Origin of the sequence: Phenylobacterium ferrooxidans (genome assembly GCF_042714595.1) — a bacterium.
Taxonomy (GTDB): domain Bacteria; phylum Pseudomonadota; class Alphaproteobacteria; order Caulobacterales; family Caulobacteraceae; genus Phenylobacterium; species Phenylobacterium ferrooxidans.
The window spans coordinates 44,438-65,735 of record NZ_JAOTJD010000025.1; the positions used below are offsets into that span (position 1 = coordinate 44,438).

General features: G+C 67.7%; 10 protein-coding genes and 1 pseudogene. All 11 read left to right on the top strand.

The window, feature by feature from the left end; all coding sequences use genetic code 11:
- Nucleotides 1-278 precede the first annotated feature (278 nt).
- On the top strand, nucleotides 279-7,769 hold the full coding sequence (locus OCL97_RS13755; protein ID WP_377370526.1) for an ice nucleation protein: 7,491 nt from the start codon (nucleotides 279-281) through the stop codon (nucleotides 7,767-7,769).
- Between the two features lie 176 nt (nucleotides 7,770-7,945).
- Nucleotides 7,946-10,030, top strand: coding sequence for an O-linked N-acetylglucosamine transferase, SPINDLY family protein (locus tag OCL97_RS13760; RefSeq protein WP_377370527.1), 2,085 nt, complete (start codon nucleotides 7,946-7,948; stop codon nucleotides 10,028-10,030).
- 37 nt (nucleotides 10,031-10,067) lie between these two features.
- Complete coding sequence (locus OCL97_RS13765; protein WP_377370528.1) at nucleotides 10,068-12,359, top strand: FkbM family methyltransferase; 2,292 nt, start codon at nucleotides 10,068-10,070, stop codon at nucleotides 12,357-12,359.
- Between the two features lie 61 nt (nucleotides 12,360-12,420).
- Nucleotides 12,421-13,371, top strand: a complete 951-nt coding sequence (locus OCL97_RS13770) for a UDP-glucuronic acid decarboxylase family protein (RefSeq protein WP_377370529.1) — start codon at nucleotides 12,421-12,423, stop codon at nucleotides 13,369-13,371.
- Nucleotides 13,372-13,402: 31 nt separating this feature from the next.
- Nucleotides 13,403-14,176 carry an O-methyltransferase gene (locus OCL97_RS13775; RefSeq protein WP_377370530.1) on the top strand — a complete coding sequence of 258 codons (774 nt, stop codon included), beginning with the start codon at nucleotides 13,403-13,405 and terminating at the stop codon, nucleotides 14,174-14,176.
- A 292-nt stretch (nucleotides 14,177-14,468) separates the two neighbouring features.
- Entirely contained in the window at nucleotides 14,469-15,320 is an 852-nt protein-coding gene (locus tag OCL97_RS13780; protein ID WP_304776739.1) for a flagellin N-terminal helical domain-containing protein, read from the top strand.
- A 306-nt stretch (nucleotides 15,321-15,626) separates the two neighbouring features.
- On the top strand, nucleotides 15,627-16,451 hold the full coding sequence (locus OCL97_RS13785) for a flagellin (RefSeq protein ID WP_305703408.1): 825 nt from the start codon (nucleotides 15,627-15,629) through the stop codon (nucleotides 16,449-16,451).
- Nucleotides 16,452-16,574: 123 nt separating this feature from the next.
- On the top strand, nucleotides 16,575-16,859 hold the full coding sequence (locus tag OCL97_RS13790; protein ID WP_304781626.1) for a hypothetical protein: 285 nt from the start codon (nucleotides 16,575-16,577) through the stop codon (nucleotides 16,857-16,859).
- Between the two features lie 185 nt (nucleotides 16,860-17,044).
- The gene (locus tag OCL97_RS13795; RefSeq protein WP_377370531.1) at nucleotides 17,045-17,872 is read left to right on the top strand and encodes a flagellin; all 828 of its coding nucleotides are present in this window, start codon (nucleotides 17,045-17,047) and stop codon (nucleotides 17,870-17,872) included.
- Between the two features lie 147 nt (nucleotides 17,873-18,019).
- Nucleotides 18,020-20,818 carry a hypothetical protein gene (locus OCL97_RS13800; RefSeq protein WP_377370532.1) on the top strand — a complete coding sequence of 933 codons (2,799 nt, stop codon included), beginning with the start codon at nucleotides 18,020-18,022 and terminating at the stop codon, nucleotides 20,816-20,818.
- Nucleotides 20,819-20,875: 57 nt separating this feature from the next.
- Nucleotides 20,876-21,298: pseudogene (locus tag OCL97_RS13805) on the top strand (hypothetical protein); the annotation flags it as partial.

Below are 21,298 nucleotides of genomic sequence, written 5' to 3' on the forward strand. Positions count from 1 at the left end.
CGGTTGGAAGGGAAGGCGAGCGATCTCGTAACGCCATTTCTCCGTCCGCTGAAGACCAGCGGGACCGAGCACCTGCGCCCCCGGCTGTAATCTGTCCCAACACTTCGGGCCCCAATGGATAACGGCGTTGGGCCCCAAGAATCATCGTAACACACTGGTAAGTGTTTCTGTTGTGGGTGGGGTCGGGGAAACGCGTCCAGGTAGTATCGCGCTCTCCATATCTATTGCGTTTCGATCGACCTGAACCCGCGCTCAAAATTCTCGACTAGGAAGCTCACATGGCGATTTCCAGCCTCTCGGCGGCTCAGATCGGCGCCCTCTCGGTCACCGTTATTCAGAGTCTCTCCCAGACGGAGATCCAGTCGCTCAGCGCGACCCAGGTCGGGGCGATCAACACCACGGGGATCGCGGCCCTCGACACCACCCAGGTCGGGGCGCTCTCAGCCACCCAGGTCAAGGGGCTCTCCGCCACCCAGATCCCGCACTTCGACACAACCATCGTCTTCGACACCGCGCAGCTTCAGGTCTTCAGCGCCCCCCAGGTCAAGGCGCTCACCTCCACCCAGCTCGGCGCTCTCGACACCTCACACATCGCGGTTCTCAGCGCGACGCAGATCGGCGCGCTCTCGGCCACCAACCTCTCGGGCCTCGACGACACCCAGACCAGCGTGCTCACCGCGACCCAGATCAAGGGGGTGACCACCACCCAGCTGGCGGGCCTGACCACCACCGACATCGGCGAACTCGACGCCACCCAGGTCGGCGCCCTGTCGGCCGGTCAGGTCGCGGCGCTCTCCGCCACCAACATCTCCGCCCTGGACACCACCCAGATCGGGGCCCTGTCCACGACCCAGGTGAAGGGGCTCACCAGCACCCAACTCAAGGGCCTCAGCACCACCGATATCGGTGAGCTTTCCAGCACCCAGATCGGCGCCCTGACGGCGGCGCAGGTTGGCGTTCTGGCCACCACCCAGGTCAGCGCCCTGGATTCGACCCAGGTCGGCGCCCTGAGCTCGACCCAGGTCGGCGCCCTGAGCGCCGCCAGTCTCTCTGCGCTGGACGCCACCCAGACGGGTTCGCTCACCACCACCCAGGTCGGCGGCCTGACCACCACCCAGCTCAAGACCCTGTCGACCACCGACTTCGGCGAGCTGACCTCCACCCAGATCGGCGCCCTGTCGGCCGCCCAACTGGGCTCCCTGTCGGCGACGGCCATCTCGAGCCTGGACGCCACCCAGACGGCGGCTCTCACCACCACCCAGCTCGGTGGCCTGACGACCACCCAGCTCAAGTCGTTCAGCGCCACCGATGTCAGCGAACTGACCACCACCCAGGTCGGCGCCCTTTCCAGCAGCCAGATCGGCGCCCTCACGGCGACCGCGGTCTCCGCCCTCGATGGCTCTCAGGTCGCCGCGCTGTCGACGACCCAGGTCAAGGGCCTGACCACAGGTCAACTGGCCGCCCTGAGCACCACCGACATCGCCGAGTTCGCCGACACCCAGATCGGCGCCCTGACTCCGAGCCAGCTCGGCGCCCTGACGGCCACCAACATCTCGGCGCTCGACGCCACCCAGGTGGCGGCGATCAGCACCACCCAGATCAAGGCGCTCTCGGCGACCCAGGTCCGGGCGCTGGACACCACCGATGTGGCCGAACTGTCCTCGACCCAGGTCGGCGCCATGTCGGCCGCCCAGATCGGCGCCCTGTCCTCCGCCAGCCTGGCCAGCCTGGACTCCACCCAGCTGGGCGCCCTGACGGCCGCCCAGGTCGGCGCCCTGTCGGCCACCAGCCTCTCGGGCCTGGACGGAACCCAGATCGGCTCGCTGACCACCACCCAGGTGGGCGGCCTCACCACCAGCCAGCTCAAGTCCCTGAGCACCACCGACTTCGGCGAGCTCACCTCGACCCAGATCGGCGCCCTGAGCGCCAATCAGCTCGGGGCCTTGTCGGCCACCAACATCTCGGCTCTGGACGCCACCCAGACGGCGGCCTTGTCCACGACCCAGGTCAAGGGCCTGGCCACCACTCAGCTCTCCGCCCTCAACGCCACCGACATCGGCGAATTCACCGCCACCCAGATCGGGGCCCTGTCCAACGCCCAGATCGCGTCGCTGACGGCCACCAACATCTCGGCCCTCGACGCCACCCAGACGGCCGCGCTCTCCACCACCCAGGTCAAGGCGCTGTCGGTCAGCCAGCTGCGGGGCCTCGACGCCACCGACGTCGCTGAGCTCGCCGGCACGCAGATCGCGGCCATGGCCGCGACCCAGATCGCGGCCCTGAGCTCCACCAATATCGGCGCGCTGGACGCCACCCAGCTGGGCGCCCTGACGGCCGCCCAGATCGGCGCCCTGTCGACCACCAGCCTCTCGACCCTGGACGCCACCCAGACCGGCTCGCTGACCACCACCCAGGTCGGCGGCCTCACCACCACCCAGCTCAAGAACCTGTCGACCACCGACTTCGGCGAACTGACCTCGACCCAGATCGGCGCCCTGTCGGCCGCCCAGATCGGGGCCCTGTCGGCCACCAACGTCTCGTCGATGGACGCCACCCAGACGGCGGCCCTGACCACCACCCAGGTGAAGGGCCTGGCGACCACCCAGCTCTCGGGCCTCAACGCCACCGACATTGGCGAACTGACCACCACCCAGATCGGCGCGCTCGGCGGCAGCCAGATCGCGGCGCTCTCGGCCACCAACATCTCGGCCCTCGACGCCACCCAGGTCGCGGCGCTCTCCACCACCCAGGTGAAGTCCCTGACCACCGGCCAGCTCGCCGGCCTGTCCACCACCGACATCGGCGAGTTCGCCGACACCCAGATCGGGGCCCTGGCCACCGGCCAGCTGGCCGCGCTGACCGCCACCAACCTGTCGGCGCTGAACGCCACCCAGGTGGCGGCCATCAGCACCACTCAGATCAAGGCGCTCACCTCCACGCAGCTGAGGGCGCTGGACACCACCGACGTCAGCGAACTGTCCTCGACCCAGGTCGCGGCCATGTCGGCGGCCCAGATCGGCGCCCTGTCCTCCACCAGCCTCGGCAGCCTGGACACCACCCAGCTCGGCGCGCTCTCGGCGGCCCAGATCGGCGCCCTGTCGGCCACCAGCCTCTCGGGGCTGGACGCGACCCAGATCGGCGGCCTGACCACCACCCAGGTGGGCGGTCTGACCACCACCCAGGTGAAGGGTCTCTCCACCACCGATTTCGGCGAGTTGACCCCGACCCAACTGGGCGCGCTCTCGGCCGCCCAGGTCGGCGCCCTGACCACCACCAACATTTCCGGCCTGGACGCCACCCAGACCGCCGCGCTCTCCACGACCCAGGTCAAGGGCCTGGCGACGACCCAGATCTCCGCCCTGAGCGCCACCGATATCGGTGAGTTCACCGCCACCCAGATCGGGGCCCTGGCCGGCACGCAGTTGGCCGCCCTGACGGCGACCAACGTCTCCAACCTCGACGCCACCCAGGTCGGGGCGCTGTCCACGACCCAGATGAAGTCCCTGACCGCCGGCCAGCTCGCCGGTCTCAGCACCACCGACATCGCCGAGTTCGCCGACACCCAGATCGGCGCCCTGACTCCGAGCCAGCTCGGCGCCCTGACGGCCACCAACATCTCCGCCCTCGACGCCACCCAGGTGGCGGCGATCAGCGCCACCCAGATCAAGGCGCTGTCCACCACCCAGCTCAGGGCCCTGGACACCACCGATGTGGCCGAACTGTCCTCGACCCAGATCGGCGCCATGTCGGCGGCGCAGATCGGCGCCCTGTCCTCCACCAGCCTGGGCAGCCTGGACACCACCCAGCTCGGCGCCCTGACGGCCGCCCAGGTCGGCGCCCTGTCCAACACCAGCCTGTCGGGCCTGGACGCCACCCAGATCGGCGGCCTCACCACCACCCAGGTGGGCGGCCTGACCACCAGCCAGCTCAGGTCCCTGAGCACCACCGACTTCGGCGAGCTCACCTCCACCCAGATCGGCGCCCTGAGCGCCAACCAGCTGGCCTCGCTGACCTCGACCAATCTCTCGGCCCTGGACGCCACCCAGGTGTCGGCCCTCTCCACCACCCAGGTGAAGGGTCTGGCCACCACCCAGCTCTCGGCGCTGAGCGCCACCGACATCGGCGAATTCACCGCCACCCAGATCGGGGCGCTGTCCAACGCCCAGATCGCGTCCCTGACAGCCACCAATATCTCGGCCCTCGACGGGACCCAGGTGGCGGCGCTCTCCACCACCCAGGTCAAGGCGCTCACAACGACCCAGCTCAGGGGCCTGGAGGTCACCGACATCGGTGAGTTCTCCGGCCAGCAGATCGGCGCCATGACCGCCACCCAGGTCGGCGCCATCACCTCCACCAATCTGGCGGCGATCGATGCGACCCAGATCGGGGCCCTCACCGCGGCCCAGGTCGGCGCGCTCTCCACCGCCAGCCTCTCGGCCCTGGACGCGACCCAGACCGCCCTGCTCAGCACCACCCAGATCGGCGGCCTGACCACCACCCAGGTGAAGAGCCTCTCGACCACGGACTTCGGGGAACTGACCTCGACCCAGCTGGGCGCGCTCTCGGCCGCCCAGGTCGGCGCCCTCACCGCCACCAACATCTCCAGCCTGGACGCCACCCAGACGGCGGCTCTGACCACGACTCAGGTCAAGGGCCTGGCGACCACCCAACTGTCGGCTCTGACCTCCACCGACATCGGGGAACTCACCTCGACCCAGGTGGGCGCGCTCGGCGGCACCCAGTTGGCGGCCCTGACGGCGACCAATGTCTCGGCCTTGGACGCCACCCAGGTGGCGGCGCTCTCCACCACCCAGATGAAGTCGCTGACCGCCGGCCAGCTCGCCGGCCTCTCCACCACCGACATCGCCGAGTTCGCCGACACCCAGATCGGGGCTCTGACTCCGAGCCAGCTCGGCGCCCTGACCGCCACCAACATCGCCGCGCTCGACGCCACCCAGGTGGCGGCGATCTCCGTGACCCAGGTTAAGGCGCTGTCCACGACCCAGCTCAGGGCCCTGGACACCACCGATGTGGCCGAACTGTCCTCGACCCAGATCGGCGCCATGTCGGCGGCGCAGATCGGCGCCCTGTCCTCCACCAGCCTCGGCAGCCTGGACACCACCCAGCTCGGCGCCCTGACGGCCGCCCAGGTCGGCGCCCTGTCCAACACCAGCCTCTCGGGCCTGGACGCCACCCAGATCGGCGGCCTCACCACCACCCAGGTTGGCGGCCTCACCACCAGCCAGCTCCGGGGCCTGAGCACCACGGACTTCGGTGAACTGACCTCGACCCAGATCGGCGCGCTGTCGGCGGCCCAGCTGGGGGCGCTCACCGCCACCAACCTCGGTTCCCTGGACGCCACCCAGGTCGCGGCGCTCTCGACCACCCAGGTCAAGGGTCTGGCCACCACCCAGCTCAACGCGCTGAGCGGAACCGACGTCGCCGAATTCACCGCCACCCAGATTTCGGCGCTCAGCACCGCCCAGATCGCGGCCGTGACCTCCACCGGCATCGCGGCCCTGGACGCCACCCAGACCGCGGCGCTGTCGACCACCCAGGTCAAGGCCCTGACCACGACCCAGATCCGGGGTCTGGACAGCACCGACATCGGGCAATTCACCAGCACCCAGGTCGGGGTGCTCACCAGCAGCCAGCTAGGCGCCCTGACCACCACCAACATCACCGCCCTGGACGCCACCCAGGTCGGCGCCCTGACGGCGGCCCAGATCGGTTCGCTCTCGGCGACCAACCTCTCGGCCCTGGACGCCACCCAGACCGGCGCCCTGACCACCACCCAGGTGGCCGGCCTGACCGCGACCCAGCTGCGGTCGATGTCCACCACCGACTTCGGTGAGCTGACCTCGACCCAGATCGGCTCGCTCTCGGCGGGTCAGCTCGGCGCCCTGACGGCCACCAACCTGGCCAGCCTGGACGCCACCCTGGTGGGCGGCCTCTCCACCACCCAGGTCAAGGGTCTGGCGACGACCCAGCTCAGCGCGCTGTCGGCGACCGATATCGGCGAATTCACCTCGACCCAGATCGGCGCCCTGGCGGCGAACCAGGTCGGCGCCCTGACGGCCAACGCCTTCTCCGCTCTGGACGCCACTCAGGTCGCGGCCCTCTCCACCACCCAGGTGAAGGGCATGACCACGACCCAGCTCACCGGCCTCAACGTCACCGACATCGGCGAACTCTCCGCGGGTCAGATCGGCGCCCTGAGCCCGACCCAGCTGGGCTCCCTGACCGCCACCAACATCTCGGCCCTCGACCAGACCCAGGTGGCGGCGCTCTCTGTCACCCAGGTCCGCGGCCTGAACGCGACCCAGCTGAGAGGACTCGACACCACTGACCTCGGTGAACTGTCGGCGACCCAGGTCGGCGGCCTGACCGCGGCCCAGATCGGCGCCCTCTCGGCCACCAGCATTCAGAGCCTGGACAACACCCAGATCGCCGCCCTGGCCACCACCCAGATCTCGGCCCTGAGCAACAGCGCCCTGTCGGCCCTCGACGCCACACAGACCGCCTCCCTGACCACCACCCAGGTCGGCGCCCTGACCACCAGCCAGGTGGCCAACCTCTCGGCCACCGACTTCGGCGAGCTGACCTCGACCCAGATCGGGGCGCTGTCGGCCAGCCAGGTCGGCGCCCTGACCAGCACCAACTTCTCCAGCCTCGACGCCACCCAGGTCGCGGCGCTCTCCACCACCCAGGTGAAAGGCCTCACCGCCACCCAGCTGAAGAGCCTGCAGACCACCGACATCGGCGAATTCACCGCGACCCAGGTGGGCGCGATGAGCACGGCGCAGGTCTCGGCCCTGACGGCCACGGGGCTCTCGGCCCTGGACGCCACCCAGGTGGCGGCGCTCTCCACCACCCAGGTGAAGGCGCTGACCACCAGCCAGCTCGCCGGCCTCTCCACCACCGATATCGGCGAGTTCGCCGCCACCCAGATCGGGGCCCTCAGCGCCAGCCAGTTCGCGGCTCTGACCGCCACCAATATCGGAGCCCTGGACACGACCCAGATCGAGGCTCTCTCCGCGGCGCAGATCGGGGCCCTGTCGGCCACCAGCCTCTCGACCCTGGACGCCACCCAGGTGGGTGCGATCTCCACGACCCAGGTCGCGGGCCTGACCACCACCCAGTTGAAGACCTTGAGCACGACGGACTTCGGCGATCTGAACTCGACCCAGATCAACGCCCTGTCGGCGGCGCAACTTGGGGCGCTGACGGCGACGAACATCTCGTCGCTCGACACGACCCAGTTCCAGGCGCTCTCCACCACCCAGGTGAAGGGCCTGACCGCGACCCAGCTTTCGGGCCTGAACGTCACCGACGTGGCCGAGTTCGCCGACACCCAGATCGCGGCCCTGACGGCGGCCCAGATCCCCGGCCTGACGGCGACAGCGGTCTCCGCCCTCGACTCGACCCAGACCGCGGCCCTGAGCACCACCCAGGTCAAGGCCTTGAGCACCACCCAGCTGAGGGGCCTGTCGACCACCGATGTCGGCGAGCTGGCCACCACCCAGTTCGCGGCCCTGACTTCGACCCAGATCGGGGCGCTGTCGGCCACCGTCATCGCCGGCTTCGATGCGACCCAGGCCAACGCGCTGGCGACGACCCAGATCACCGGGCTTACCGCCACCCAGCTCGATGGACTGTCGGCGACCAGCATCTCGGGCATGGACGCCACCCTGCTGAACGCCATGACCGCCACCCAGGTGCAGAGCCTGGATAACGATCAGGTCGCCGCCTACATCGCCTCCACCTGACCAAGGCGGGCGTGATCTTCCGCGCCGGGCCTCCGGGCTCGGCGCGGATGGTCGCATTGCGGTTCCCGGTCTGGAATCCAGGCTCCGGAGGCGCCACAACAGGGTGACGGGATCCCCTGGCCGAGTCGCCGGCCGAGCGGGTCCGGCACGGCTGGAAGGGCAGGCGCGAGACCATAATGTCCCAGGATCTCTTCCTCGCAGCGCTGCAGAAGGCCACGGCGGAGACCCTCGGTCTGGCCGAGCTGATCAATACCGCCAATGCCCTGAGCGGGGCGGGCAGGGGCGACCTGGCCCAGCAGCTCTACAAGGTCTGGGGCGCGCTCAACCCCACCCATCCGCAGCTCTATGTGGCCCATTTCAACCGTGGCTGCCTGCAGACCCAGTCCGGCGACCTGCCCGGCGCCATCGAGGCCCTGACCGCCGCCATCACCCTCGATCCGGACTTCATGCCGGGCTACATCAACCTGGGCGGCGTGCTCGAGCGCAGCGGCCAGCCCGACGAGGCCATCGCCCTGTGGCAGACCGCCCTGCAGAAGGTCTCCGCCATCACCGGCCAGGGGTTCGGCTACAAGCTGTCGACCCTCAAGCAGCTGGCCCGCATCCTCGCCGACACCCAGAAGATCGAGGCCGCCGAACAGGTCCTGCGCGAGACCCTGACCCTCGACCCCACCCAGCGTGACGTGATCGAGCAGTACCTGGCCATGCGGCTGGTCCAGTGCAAATGGCCGGTGGTCGAGCCGCTGCCGGGACTTGAGAGCGCCGACCTGGTCACCAACATCCACCCCCTCTCCATGGCCGCCTATACCGACGACCCCCTGCTGCAGCTGGCCGCCGCCGCGCGCTATGTCGGCCTCACCGCCGAGACGCCCCTGGCCTCGGCGGGCGAGGATCGCCGGCACGCGCCCATCGACGTCCAGGGCCGCCGCCTGCGGGTGGGCTACATCTCCTCGGACCTGCGCGACCACGCGGTGGGCTATCTGATGGCCGAGCTGTGGGAGCTGCACGACAAGGCCAAGGTTGAGGTCTTCGCCTATTACTGCGGCATCCCCTCGGTGGACGCCCTGAGCCTGCGCACCCGCGCCGCCGTGGAGCACTGGACCGACATCCGGCCGATGAGCGACGCCCAGGCGGCCGCGAAGATCGCGGAAGACGGCATCGACATCCTGGTGGACGTCAACGGCCATACCCGCGAGTGCCGCACCGGCGTCTTCGCCCTGCGGCCGGCCCCGATCCAGGTCAACTGGCTGGGCTATCCCGGCACCATGGGCAGCCCCTACCACCACTACATCATCGCCGATGGCTGGATCGTGCCGCCGGGCTCGGAGATCTACTATTCCGAAAAGGTCGTGCGGCTGCCCTGCTACCAGCCCAACGACCGCAAGCGGGTGGTGGCGGCCGAGCGTCCGACCCGGGCCGAGGCCGGCCTGCCCGACGACGCCTTCGTCTTCTGCTGCTTCAACGGCGCCCAGAAGATCAGCCGCGCCACCTTCGAGCGCTGGCTGACCATCCTGAAGCGGGTGGAGGGCAGCGTGCTCTGGCTGCTGGAGAGCACCGCCGAGACCCATGCCCGCTTGCTGGCTTTCGCGGCGGGGCAGGGGGTGGCGCCCGAGCGCCTGATCTTCGCCCCCAAGCTGCACAACGCCCTGCACCTGGCCCGCTACCCCCTGGCCGACCTGTTCCTCGACACCGGAGCCTACGGCGCCCACACCACCGCCTCGGACGCCCTGTGGATGGGGGTGCCGATGGTCACCCTTTCGGGCCGTGGCTTCGCCGCCCGGGTCTGCGGCAGCCTGGTGCGGGCCTCAGGCCTGGTGGACCTGGTCTGCGCCAGCCCTGACGAATACGTCGAGCGCGCCGTCGCCCTGGGTCAGGACCGCGCTCAGATCGCGGCCTACAAGGCCCAGCTCGAGGCCAACCGCGACACCTGCGACCTCTTCAACATGGAGAAGCTGGTGAGCAGCCTGGAGGACCTCTACGCGACCATGGTGGTGGACTATCAGCAGGGCGCCCTGCCGCGCCCCGACCTCACCAATCTCGACGCCTATATGAAGGCCGGCGTCGATCATGATCACGAGGGCCAGGAGGTCCTGGCCATCGAGGATTACCACGGTCTCTACAAGGCCCAGCTGGCCCGGCGGCACCTGGCCCGGCCCATTCCCCCCGACGCGCGCCTCTGGACCCAGCAGGACATCGCCCTGGCCGAGGGCGAACCGCCGGTGTCCGAACCCCAGGCCCGCCTTCGCCGCGCCGCGGCCGACTGACCGCCCAGCGCCCGCGCGCGCCTGAACTGGAAGACGCATGACTCGGAAGGTTCTCGAAGCGCTCCGCGACCAGGGCTATGAGCCGGCCTCGATGCTGGACGTCGGCGCCAACATCGGCGGGTTCACCGAGGGGTTCCTGCAGGTCTATCCCGACTGCGTCCCGACCCTGGTGGAGCCCAATCCCTATTGTGAGCCCGAGCTGGTGAAGCTGGGCTTCGAACGGCACATGGTGGCCGCCTCCGACACGGCGGGCGTGGCCGAGCTGTTCCTCAGCAAGGACTGGCTGCAGTCCACCGGCGTCTCCCTCTACCGCGAGGACACCCACTATTTCAGCGAGGAAAAGGTCCTCAAGCACGCCGTGCCCAAGGTGCGGATCGACGACCTGTTCGCCGGTCGCCGCTTCGACTTTGTGAAGATCGACACCCAGGGCGCCGAGGTCGACGTGCTGAAGGGCGGGGCCACCGTCCTGGCGCAGGCCGACTACATCCTGCTCGAGGTCTCGATGGTCGAGTACAACATCGGCGGCGCCAAGGCCGAGGATGTGTTCGCCCAGCTGGACGCCATGGGCTTCCACTGCGCCGAGATCGTCGAGTTCCATCGCCTGGACGACGTGCGCCAGAACGGCCTGCTGCAGATCGACGTGCTGTTCGAGCGCCGCAGCAAGCGGGCCAGCGCCTCGACCCAGGCCCTGTTCCAGCTGGGCCAGGCCCTGGCGGCCGAGGGCCGAACAGCCGACGCCCAGACGGTCTTCGAAAACCTGATCGCCCTGCGCCCGCACGACGAGCCGGCGCTGTGGGCCCTGATCGAGATCTACACCGCCCAGGACCGGACCCTGGATGTCCTGCGCGCCCTGCGGTTCATCCGGCAGGGCAGGGCCAATCCCAATAGCCTGCTGGAGGAGATCCAGACCCGCGCCATGCCGGCGATCGGCAAGTTCAACGCCCACCTGGAGGCCGGCGAGACCGTCGAGGCCGAGCGCTATGCCGCCGCCCTGGTGGCCCTGATCCCCAACAGCGAACCGATGCTGACCGCCGCGATGAGCTGCAACCAGGTGCTAAAGCGGTGGGGCGAGGTGGAGCGCTACGCCCGCGCCCTGCTGAAGGTCGATCCCTCCAACCATGTCGCCCAGATCGTCATGGCCGCCGCCACCCGCACCTTGCCGCCCCCAGCCGCGCCGCCGGTCGCCGCCGATCCGGCCCTGGCCGAGATCGCCGAGAAGATGGCCCTGGCGCTCGCGCCCGGTGACCTGCACCCGCTGCTGCGTCTGCGCGACATCCACGATGTGGTCAGCCTGATCCTCTGCCGGCCCCTGACCCCCAGCAGCGAGGCGCAGATCGCCGCGCTTCTGGCCGCCGCGGCCGCGCTGGAGGTGGTGGTCGAGCCTGGGTCGGAGTGGGAGGGCTGGCATAAGCACTACCGCCTGCTGCTGGACGCCGTGGACCTGGCGGCCGTCAACGCCCCGACCCCAGCCCCGGCCCCGGAATCCGAGCTCGCCTTCGTGTCCTCCACCGGCGCCGCCCTTGACTGGGACAGCGTGCGCGCCACGGCCGATCGGCTGGGCGCCCAGGCGGTGTTCTTCGCCGCCGCCGACCAGACCTATGTCGACCTCTACGCCCGCTGGTATGCGCTTTCGGTGCTCAAGTACTCCGATGTGCCGAGCCTGATCGTCATTCACGTGATCGGCGGCAAGGATCAGCTGGCGGCCATCGCGGCCGGGGTCGGGATCAGCGACGAGCGGCTGATCTTCGCGGGCGACGACTTCGACGCCGCTGCGGTGACCACCAAGGTCTATGACGCGCCGCCCAAGGGCTTCATCGCTCGCCCGGTCGCCCACTTCCAGTGCGTGCGGTTCCAGCGTCTGGGAACCCTGCTGGCGCGCCTGGAGCGCCCGGTCTTCGTCTCGGATATCGACCTGATCCTGCAGCGCGGCGTGGCCGACCTGCTGGCCCGCGCCGCGCCCGCCGATGTGATGTTCAATGAGAACGAGATCAGCTTCAACGCCGGCTCCCGCCTGACCGCCAACCTTCTGCTGGTGAACCCCACGGCCGGCGCCCAGGTCTTCCTGGCCTTCCTCCGCGACTACATCGAACGCGAGTTGGCCCGCCCTGCGGTGACCCGCTGGATCGACCAGGTCGCCCTGATCTTCGCTCGCCACCACCTGGTGGCCCGGGGCCCCTCGCCGACCCTCGCCTATTTCGACACCACCACCGACATCAACAACGTCATGTACCCGTCCTATCAGGCCAATCCGTTCCGCTTCCTGTCCCTGTTCCATGGCTTCGACACCTCGAGCCTGGAAGGGGCGGGGGAGGGCGCGGCCGCGCAGTGACGCCCAACCCACGGCGCGGAGACTCAGTCTAGGTTGGGGGTTTCAAGGTGGGGCGGACGGCATGAAGCGCATACTTGTGACCGGCGGCGCCGGCTTTGTCGGTTCGCACCTGTGCGAACGTCTGATCGAGGCGGGCCACGAGGTCCTGTGCGTCGACAACTACTATACCGGCTCGCGGCGCAACGTCGCCCACCTGCTGGCCAATCCGAACTTCGAGCTGCTGCGTCACGACGTGACCTTCCCGCTCTTCGCCGAGGTCGATGAGATCTACAACCTGGCCTGCCCGGCCTCGCCGATCCACTACCAGTTCGATCCCGTGCAGACGACCAAGACCAGCGTGCACGGCGCCATCAACATGCTGGGCCTGGCCAAGCGCCGGAAGGCCAAGATCTTCCAGGCCTCCACCAGCGAGGTTTATGGCGACCCCACCATCCATCCGCAGGTGGAGGAGTACTGGGGCAATGTGAACCCCATCGGCATCCGCTCCTGCTACGACGAGGGCAAGCGCTGCGCCGAGACCCTGTTCTTCGACTACCACCGTCAGCACAGGCTGCAGATCAAGGTGGCGCGGATCTTCAACACCTACGGCCCGCGCATGCATCCCAATGACGGCCGCGTGGTCTCCAACTTCATCATGCAGGCCCTGAGGGGCGAGCCGATCACCCTCTACGGCGAGGGCCTGCAGACGAGGTCCTTCTGCTATGTCGATGACCTGGTGGAAGGCTTCATCCGCCTGATGGCCACCGGCGACGAGGTCACTGGTCCCATCAACCTCGGCAATCCTGGCGAGTTCACCATCAAGGCTCTGGCCGAGATGGTGGTGGCCCAGACCGGCTCGGCTTCGAAGATCACCTACCAGCCCCTGCCGTCGGACGATCCCAAGCAGCGCCAGCCCGACATATCCAAGGCGCGCGCCCTGCTGGACGACTGGCAGCCGACCATCGCCCTGGAGCAGGGCCTGACCCGCACCATCGTCTATTTCGATGGCCTGCTGAAAAGCGGCCTGGCCTGATTTCGTTCAGCGGTTCTCGGGGCAGGCGCAGATGGACATCAAGGAACACGCCGACCTGAACACCCACATCTACCAGTTCGCGCAGGGCTATCTCGAGACACGCGGCTGGTTCGACAGCCTGGACGGCATCCCGCGCAACAAGGATGGCGTGGTGCCCTGGATCACCTATCCGGCCTTCATCCAGCTCTCGCGGATCGTTCGGCCCGACTTCAAGGTGTTCGAGTACGGCTGCGGCGGGTCATCCCTCTGGTGGTCAGGCAAGGTCGCCGAGGTCACCAGCGTCGAGCACGACAGCCGCTGGGCCGCCCACGTGGCCGAGGGCGCCCAAGCCAACCTCAGGATCGTCGTGCGTGAGATGGACGAGGCGGTCGACGAGGCGCGCCGTGCGGCGGTCGCCCCCTTCTTCGCCGATCCGCCCAATCTGCCCCTGTCCCCCAAGGGGGCGCACAACAGGCTGCACGGCCTGATGTCTGAGGAGTTCGTCGCCTACGCCACCGAGATCATGGCCTTCCCCAAGGCCCACTTCGACGTCATCGTCATCGACGGGATGGCCAGGGTCCTGAGCACCTGGGTGGCGATCTCCCATCTCAAGCCGGGCGGCTTCATCCTGTTCGATAACTCCGACCGCTGGCAGTACAACGCCGCCTACCAGATGCTGCACGCCGCGGGCTTCCGCCGGATCGACTATTACGGTCCTGGACCGGTGAACAAGCTCGAGTGGTGCACCTCGCTGTTCGTCCGTGACCTGAGCGTCTTTGAAGCCGCGGTCGACAGTGCGTCCACCGTCTCCGACATGGGCTGGTAGCGGCCAGGCCACCCCGCCCCGGCAAGCATCTTGCTCCACTAGGCAGAATCGAGTCCTGCCGGAGGGGGCGTTGCTTTCCTCCCGGCAAGTCATGCCGAGGCGGCAAATCATCCCCGGTATGATTAATTCGCCTCCCCACGGGCGGAAATATTATTCAATAAAATCATCATCTTAAAAAGTGAACGCGCGGCCAGAACTGGCCCGCCGCTTGCGAGGGTGTTGGCAAGGCGAAAAACCCGCCCCGCAGGCAAAAGCCGCAAACTCTCTCCCGACCAGAATGGAAGGATCCCAAATGCCGTTTAATTCGGTGAACACCAACGTGGGCGCGATGGTCGCGCTCCAAAACCTCAATGCGACCAACTCCGACCTGGCGATGGCTCAGAACCGCATCAACACTGGCAAGAAGGTGGCGAACGCCAAGGACAACGGCGCTATCTGGGCGATCGCCCAGAACCAGCGTGCGGCGTCCGGATCGTTGAACGCCGTCCGGGATTCACTGCAACGCAGTCAGTCCACGGTCGACGTCGCCATTGCTGGTGGGGAGACGGTTTCCGACCTTCTGCTTCAGATGAAGGAAAAGGCCCTGGCGTCCTCCGACAGCAGCCTGGATAGCGCGTCCCGCAATGCCCTGAACGAAGACTTCATGGCCCTGCGCGACCAGATCCAGAAGGCGGTCGGGAACGCATCGTTCAACGGCGTGAATATGTTGAACGGAGCGGGTGTCGGTGGTGCGGTGACGATCTCGGCCCTCGCCGATGAATCTGGAAATTCCAGGCTCACGGTGCTGGCTCAGGATATGTCCCTCGACACTCCCGGCAGCGCGGTGGGGCTGTTGTCGACCGACTCTATTGGGACACAAGCAGGCGCCACGACTATGATCACTTCGGTTGCGACCGCTATTGCGAATGTCTCGACCGCTCTGTCAAAGCTGGGCACCGGTTCCAAGTCGCTCGCCAACCACCTGACCTTCATCAACAAGCTACAGGACGCGGTCGACGCCGGCGTGGGCAACCTCGTCGATGCCGACCTCGCCAAGGAGAGCGCAAGGCTCACCTCGCTACAGACAAAGCAGCAACTCGGTGTCCAAGCGCTGTCGATCGCCAATCAGATGCCACAGACGATTATGTCCCTGTTCCGCAGCTAGTTGGTCGCAGCGCCGGGCGGGCGCCCCCCGAAAGGGGTGGCCCCGCCCGGCGAGCTCTTTGAACTGCTGGGCGCCGTTTGCCGCATGAGGTCGGCAATTTCTGCCCAAGCGCCGTTGAGGTAGGCAAGTCCTGCCGTGCGCAAACGTCCCTAACAAGGGTTTAATCCAACCATTTCAGTATTTTGTGGCGGGCCGATAGCCCGTGGGCGCTGGCTCTGACCTGGCCCGAAATTTGCTTTTAACCACGTGGGCAAAATGCCTGCGGTCAGCAAAATGCAGACCGGTGACCTGAAAAAAAGGACACCTCTGATGCCGAATAGCGTCAATACCAACGTCGGGGCGATGGTCGCCCTTCAGAACCTCAACGCCACGAACGCCGACCTGATGACGGTTCAAAACCGCGTCAACACCGGCAAGAAGATCGCCTCGGCGAAGGACAACGGCGCCATCTGGGCCATCGCCCAGAACCAGCGTGCGACCTCCGGCTCCCTGAACGCGGTCAAGGACTCCCTGCAACGTTCGCAATCCACCGTCGATGTCGCCATCGCCGGTGGTGAAGCCGTCTCCGATTTGCTTCTGCAGATGAAGGAAAAGGCCTTGGCAGCGTCCGACTCCAGCCTCGACACCGCTTCGCGGACAGCCCTGAACGACGACTTCAACGCCATGCGCGACCAGATCGCGAAGTCGGTCTCAAACGCCACGTTCAACGGCGTGAACATGATCAGCGCCACCGGCACCACCATCGCCGCCCTGGCCAATGACGACGGCAGCTCGAAGATCACGGTCCAGGCCCAGGACCTGTCCCTGGCCGGCATCGGTTTGAGCACGGGCTCGATCTCGACCCAGACGACAGCCGCGGCCATGATCGCCACCGTCGGTACAGCGATCACCACGGTCTCGACCGCTCTGTCGAAGATGGGTACGGGCTCCAAGTCGCTCGGCGCCCACCTGACCTTCATCGGCAAACTGCAGGACTCGATCGACGCCGGGGTGGGCAACCTCGTCGACGCCGACCTGGCCAAGGAAAGCGCCCGCCTCACCTCGCTGCAGACCAAGCAGCAGCTGGGTGTCCAGGCGCTCTCGATCGCCAACAGCTCGTCTTCGGGTCTGCTCAGCCTCTTCCGCGGCTAGGGCAGGCGCGCGAGGCGGCGACGCCTCGTCACCGGCCGGACCTGGCGGGGAGGGCGAAGTCCTCCCCGCCGATTTCGGTCAAACAGGGACGTTCACGGGCACCCCCCGTCAACGAAGGGAGAAATGGAAACCAAGGCTACAAAACTGGCGTCGATCACCGACCGGACCCTCAACCAGCAACCGCAGGTTCACGCCGCGCCCGCACCGCTCGCGGTCAGGATCGCGGCCGGGGACGAAAGTCAGGCGGACTTCCGGCTGGTCATCGAGGAACAGGCCGGCTCCTACGTCTACAAGACAGTCGACCGGCGGACCGGTGACATTGTGGCGCAGTATCCGAGGGAAGAACTCCTGAAGATGCGGGAGGAAGAGGGCTACGCCGCCGGCACGGTAATCCGCGCCAAGGTCTGACGAGGCTCAACAGCCTCTGAATCTGCATGGTCTCACTGCCCCGGGAAACCGGTCGGCAGCCGCTCCCATATGGGCGTTAACCTTCTGGACACCATGATTCCATAGCTTCCAGCGCAGGAAGACCGGTCCCACCGACTCGCAAAAGAGCCGGTTGAAGGGGGCGGGCGCGCCAAGGAGGCCGGGTAGTGTCAATCAGCGTTCATACCAACAAGTCAGCCCTCGTCGCGCTGCAGAACCTGAACAAGACCAACGATGAACTGAGTGACGTTCAGAACCGTATCAATACGGGCCTGTCGATCGCGAACGCCAAGGACAACGCCTCGGTCTGGTCCATCGCCCAGGGGCAGCGCGCCGACATCGGCGCCCTCTCGGCGGTGAAGATGAGCCTGGACCGGGCCCAGTCGATCGCCGAAGTCTCCATGGCGGCCGGCGAGTCGATCTCCGACCTTCTCGTCCAGCTGAAGGAAAAGGTGGTTTCCGCCCAGGACCCCTCGCTGGATACCAATTCCCGCACCGCCCTGGACGCCGACTTCAAGTCGATCCTGCGGCAGATCAGCCAGGTCGGCCAGAACGCCAACTTCGACGGCGCCGACATCCTGGACGGCACCACCACCTCCATCCGCTTCCTCGCCAACGCCGACGCCAACGCCTACATCACCCTTTCCGGGCAAGACATGAGCCTGGGCATGGGCATCATCACCATGCTGCCCACGGCCTCGATCAACACCATCGCGGACGCCACCCAGGCGCTGATCGACCTCGACGCCTCGATCAGCAATGTGAACCAGGCCCTGGGCGCCTTGGGGGCCCAGGCCAAGCAGATCGAGAACCACAACAAGTTCGTCTCCAAGCTGACCGACGTGCTTCAGGCCGGGATCGGCAACTTGGTGGACGCCGACGTGGCCAAGGAAAGCGCCCACCTGCAGGCCCTCCAGGTCCAGCAGCAGCTGGGCGCCCAGGCGCTTTCGATCGCCAACCAGGCGCCGCAGATCATCCTGTCGCTGTTCAAGTAAGTTGCGCGCGTCCCCACACCGGGAACGTCTTGAGGTCCGGGCGTTTCGCGCCCGGGCCTTTGTCGTCTTAACTCTGTGGCTTAACCCCTCGTCATTGCCTGACGTGCGAAGATCTGGTCGCGGATCTACGTCCGCGGACGGCAATTCATGACCATCACCTTCGACACCAACATTCTGCTGAACTATTACCAGGGCCGCGCCGGCGTGCCCCTGACGTCGGCCGGTGGCGGTGCGCCGGCCAAGAAGTACGCCCCGAGCGCCCCGTGGCTGCCGGGCGCCCAGACCGCCTCCAACACCCCGTCGCTGATGACCACGGCGGTCAAGAACGCCATGCTCGGCCGCAAGCTGGTGAATGAGGACGCCGCCCAGCTCGACCTCGCCGGCGCCAGCGCCGACTACAAGAAGCTGTTCGCCCTCTATCAGGGCATCGACACCCTGGCCGGTGTGGTCGATCAGATGGGCGGCAAGAACCTCAGCAGCACCGACAAGGCGCGCATCCAGTCGGTGTTCGCCAAGGGCCTGAGCGAGATCACCGCCTATACCGACAAGCTCGACCTGGACCAGCTGCGCCTGACCACGGCCACCGTGGCCGACAAGGCCAAGTCCACCGTCGGGGTGACCCGCGCCAAGACCGACTACACGACGCCGCCGCTGGTGTCGGGAAACGTCAGCGCGCCGATCGACGCCTTCCAGGGCGAGGTGAAGTTCAACATCTCGATCAAGCGGGTGAATGTCGTTCACGACGTGGCCATCGACCTCAACGAGATGGGCGCGACGCCGCGCAGCATGAGCAACGTCCTGTCCTACATTAACAGCAAGCTGGAGGCCGCCGAGGTCGGGACCCGCGTTTCGTCCCTGCGCATCCCTGGCGGCGACCGCATGATCCAGATCGGCGGCAAGGCCACCAAGGTCGGCGTCAATCCCGACCAGTGGGCGATGAAGTTCAACATCGACTCCGGCGACACCCTGACCTTCTCGGCCCCCAAGACCGAGCCGGCCATCTACCTCGCCCAAAGCGTCGGCAATCCCGATCCCGACGGCAAGTCCGCCACCAAGGACGGGGTGATCGTCAGCCAGCTGCTGAAGGTCCAGACCGACACGGCCGACGTGACGCCGCCGCCCCAGGCCACCGGCGAGGCCAACTATGTCGACGGCCGGGTCTGGGCCAAGGACATGGAAAAGTCCGTGGGCACGGTCCACGCCACCCAGGTCGCCTCCGACGGGTCGGTCTATGTCCTGGCCGATGTCTCCGACAAGGTCTCCGGCCAGACCATCAAGGGCGACCAGGATGTCGCCCTGCTGAAGTATGACTCCGCCGGCAAGCTGCTGTTCACCCGCACCCTGGGGGCGTCGTCCAACGCCACCGGCATGGCCCTGGCCGTCTCGGCCGACGGCAAGATCGCCATCGCTGGCAAGGTGACCGGCGACCTGAGCGGCGCGGCCGAGGGCGCCTTGAACTCCGGCACCACCGGCAGCTTCGCCACCCAGTCCGACAGCTTCGTCACCGTCATGGACGGCGATGGCCAGGAACTCTGGACCGAGCGCCGCGGCGCGCGCCAGAACGACGAGGCCACCAGCATCGCCTTCGGCGCCGACGGCAGCGTCTATGTCGCTGGTCGCGCCCAATCCAGCCTGCCCGGGACCACCGGGCTCGGCGGCTGGGACAGCTATGTCGAGGGCTTCAAGGCCGACGCCAAGAACAAGGTCACCACCCTGTTCGTCCAGAGCGTCGGCTCCGCCGGCTCCGACCGTCCGGGCGGCCTGGTGGTGGACGGCGACTCCCTGATCCTGGCCAACAACGAGGAGGGGCGCGCGGTCATCCACCGCTTCGACATCTCCGGCGGGAGCCCGGTGGAGACCGCCACGCGCGACCTGGGCGACCTGTCGGGCGGCGCCATCGCGGGCCTCGCCCTGGACGGCGGCCAGCTGGTGATCGCGGGCTCGGCCGGCGGCGACAGCCTGTCGGCCGGCGTCACCACCCGGGCCTACACCAGCGGTCTCGACGCCTTCGCCGCGCGGATCTCCGCCGACCTGAGCGCCGGCGCCGGCGACCGGCTGGCCTATTACGGCGGCGCCGGCGACGACAAGGTGACCGGCATGGCCCTGTCCGAGGGGCGGGTCTATCTCACCGGCCAGGCGGGCACGGACCTTCCCGACCTTGACGCCAAGGGCAAGAAGGACGGCTTCCTCACCGAGCTGAACCTTGACACCGGCGACACCGGCTTCACCCGCCGGTTCACCGGCAAGGACGGCTACGCCACCCCCACCGCCATCGCCGTGGACAATTCCGGGGCTAGCGCCCTGGACCGCCTGGGCCTGCCCAAGGGCACGCTGGACATGACCGACTCCGTCCAGCTCAGCGCGGTCAGCGCCGTGCGGCCGGGCGACCAGTTCCAGGTCAAGGGCGGCAACGGCGGCACGTTCAAGACCATCACCATCGAGGCCGGAGAGACCATGGAGAGCCTGGTCACCAAGCTGAAGCGCGGCCTGAACTACCAGGCCGACGTCAGTGTCGTGACCTCCGACGGCCAGCGCAAGCTTCAGATCAAGCCGCAGAATCCGCGCAACATCCTGGAGTTCGCGCCCGGCAAGTCCGGCCGCGACGCCCTGGCCCTGCTGGGGATTCCCGAGGGCGTGGTGCGCACCACGGTGCTGAGCAAGGATGGCAAGACCACCTCGGCGGACGGGAAGGGGACCTTCTACGGTCTCGGCCTCGACGAGGCGATGAACCTCAGCAACGCCGAGGAGATCTCCCATGCCAAGGCCGAGCTGGCCTCGGCCCTCAATGTGATCCGCACCGCCTACAAGGACCTCAAGGAGGCCGCGACGCCGGAGGCCCAGAGGAAGGCCGAAAAGGCCAAGGCGACGGGCAATGTCCCGGCCTATCTGACCAACCAGATCGCCAACTACCAGGCCGCCCTCGACCGCCTCGGCGGCGGCGGCTAGATCGCCTGCCGATCACGAACGCTTGAAACCGTCACACGCGCGGTCTAGCGAGAGGCCATGGATATGTTCAATGATCGACGGATTGTGCTGGCCCTGATCGGCGGCGCCCTGGCGCTGATGGCTGGGCTCGGCATCGCCATCGGCATGGTCTCCAAGACCCGTAACGACAGGGACACCGCCCCGCCCGCGTCGCAGGGCGGCCTGGTGGTGGAGACCACCACCGCCGACGACGGCGGCATCGACCCCGCTCGGCCCCTGCGCTGCTTCGTGGCCGGCCAGTACGTCGGCGAGGTCACTCTGTCGGAATGCGCCAAGAAGAACGGCGTGGCCACCGGCGCCCTGGACGTCGGCGTCGACGCCACCGGCGCCCTGGCCGCCGCCGATGACGCCGGCACCGTCCTGACCCCCCTGCCGCCCGTGCAGACCGCCGCCGTCGAGCCCGCCCTGCCGCCGGCCGCCGCCGCCACGCCCGCCGACGCC

Excerpts from the sequence above, each read along its gene's own strand:
- OCL97_RS13755 (WP_377370526.1), top strand. The coding sequence starts at position 279 with ATGGCGATTTCCAGCCTCTCGGCGGCTCAGATCGGCGCCCTCTCGGTC.
- OCL97_RS13760 (WP_377370527.1), top strand. The coding sequence starts at position 7,946 with ATGTCCCAGGATCTCTTCCTCGCAGCGCTGCAGAAGGCCACGGCGGAG.
- OCL97_RS13775 (WP_377370530.1), top strand. The coding sequence starts at position 13,403 with ATGGACATCAAGGAACACGCCGACCTGAACACCCACATCTACCAGTTC.
- OCL97_RS13780 (WP_304776739.1), top strand. The coding sequence starts at position 14,469 with ATGCCGTTTAATTCGGTGAACACCAACGTGGGCGCGATGGTCGCGCTC.
- OCL97_RS13770 (WP_377370529.1), top strand. The coding sequence starts at position 12,421 with ATGAAGCGCATACTTGTGACCGGCGGCGCCGGCTTTGTCGGTTCGCAC.
- OCL97_RS13800 (WP_377370532.1), top strand. The coding sequence starts at position 18,020 with ATGACCATCACCTTCGACACCAACATTCTGCTGAACTATTACCAGGGC.
- OCL97_RS13790 (WP_304781626.1), top strand. The coding sequence starts at position 16,575 with ATGGAAACCAAGGCTACAAAACTGGCGTCGATCACCGACCGGACCCTC.
- OCL97_RS13765 (WP_377370528.1), top strand. The coding sequence starts at position 10,068 with ATGACTCGGAAGGTTCTCGAAGCGCTCCGCGACCAGGGCTATGAGCCG.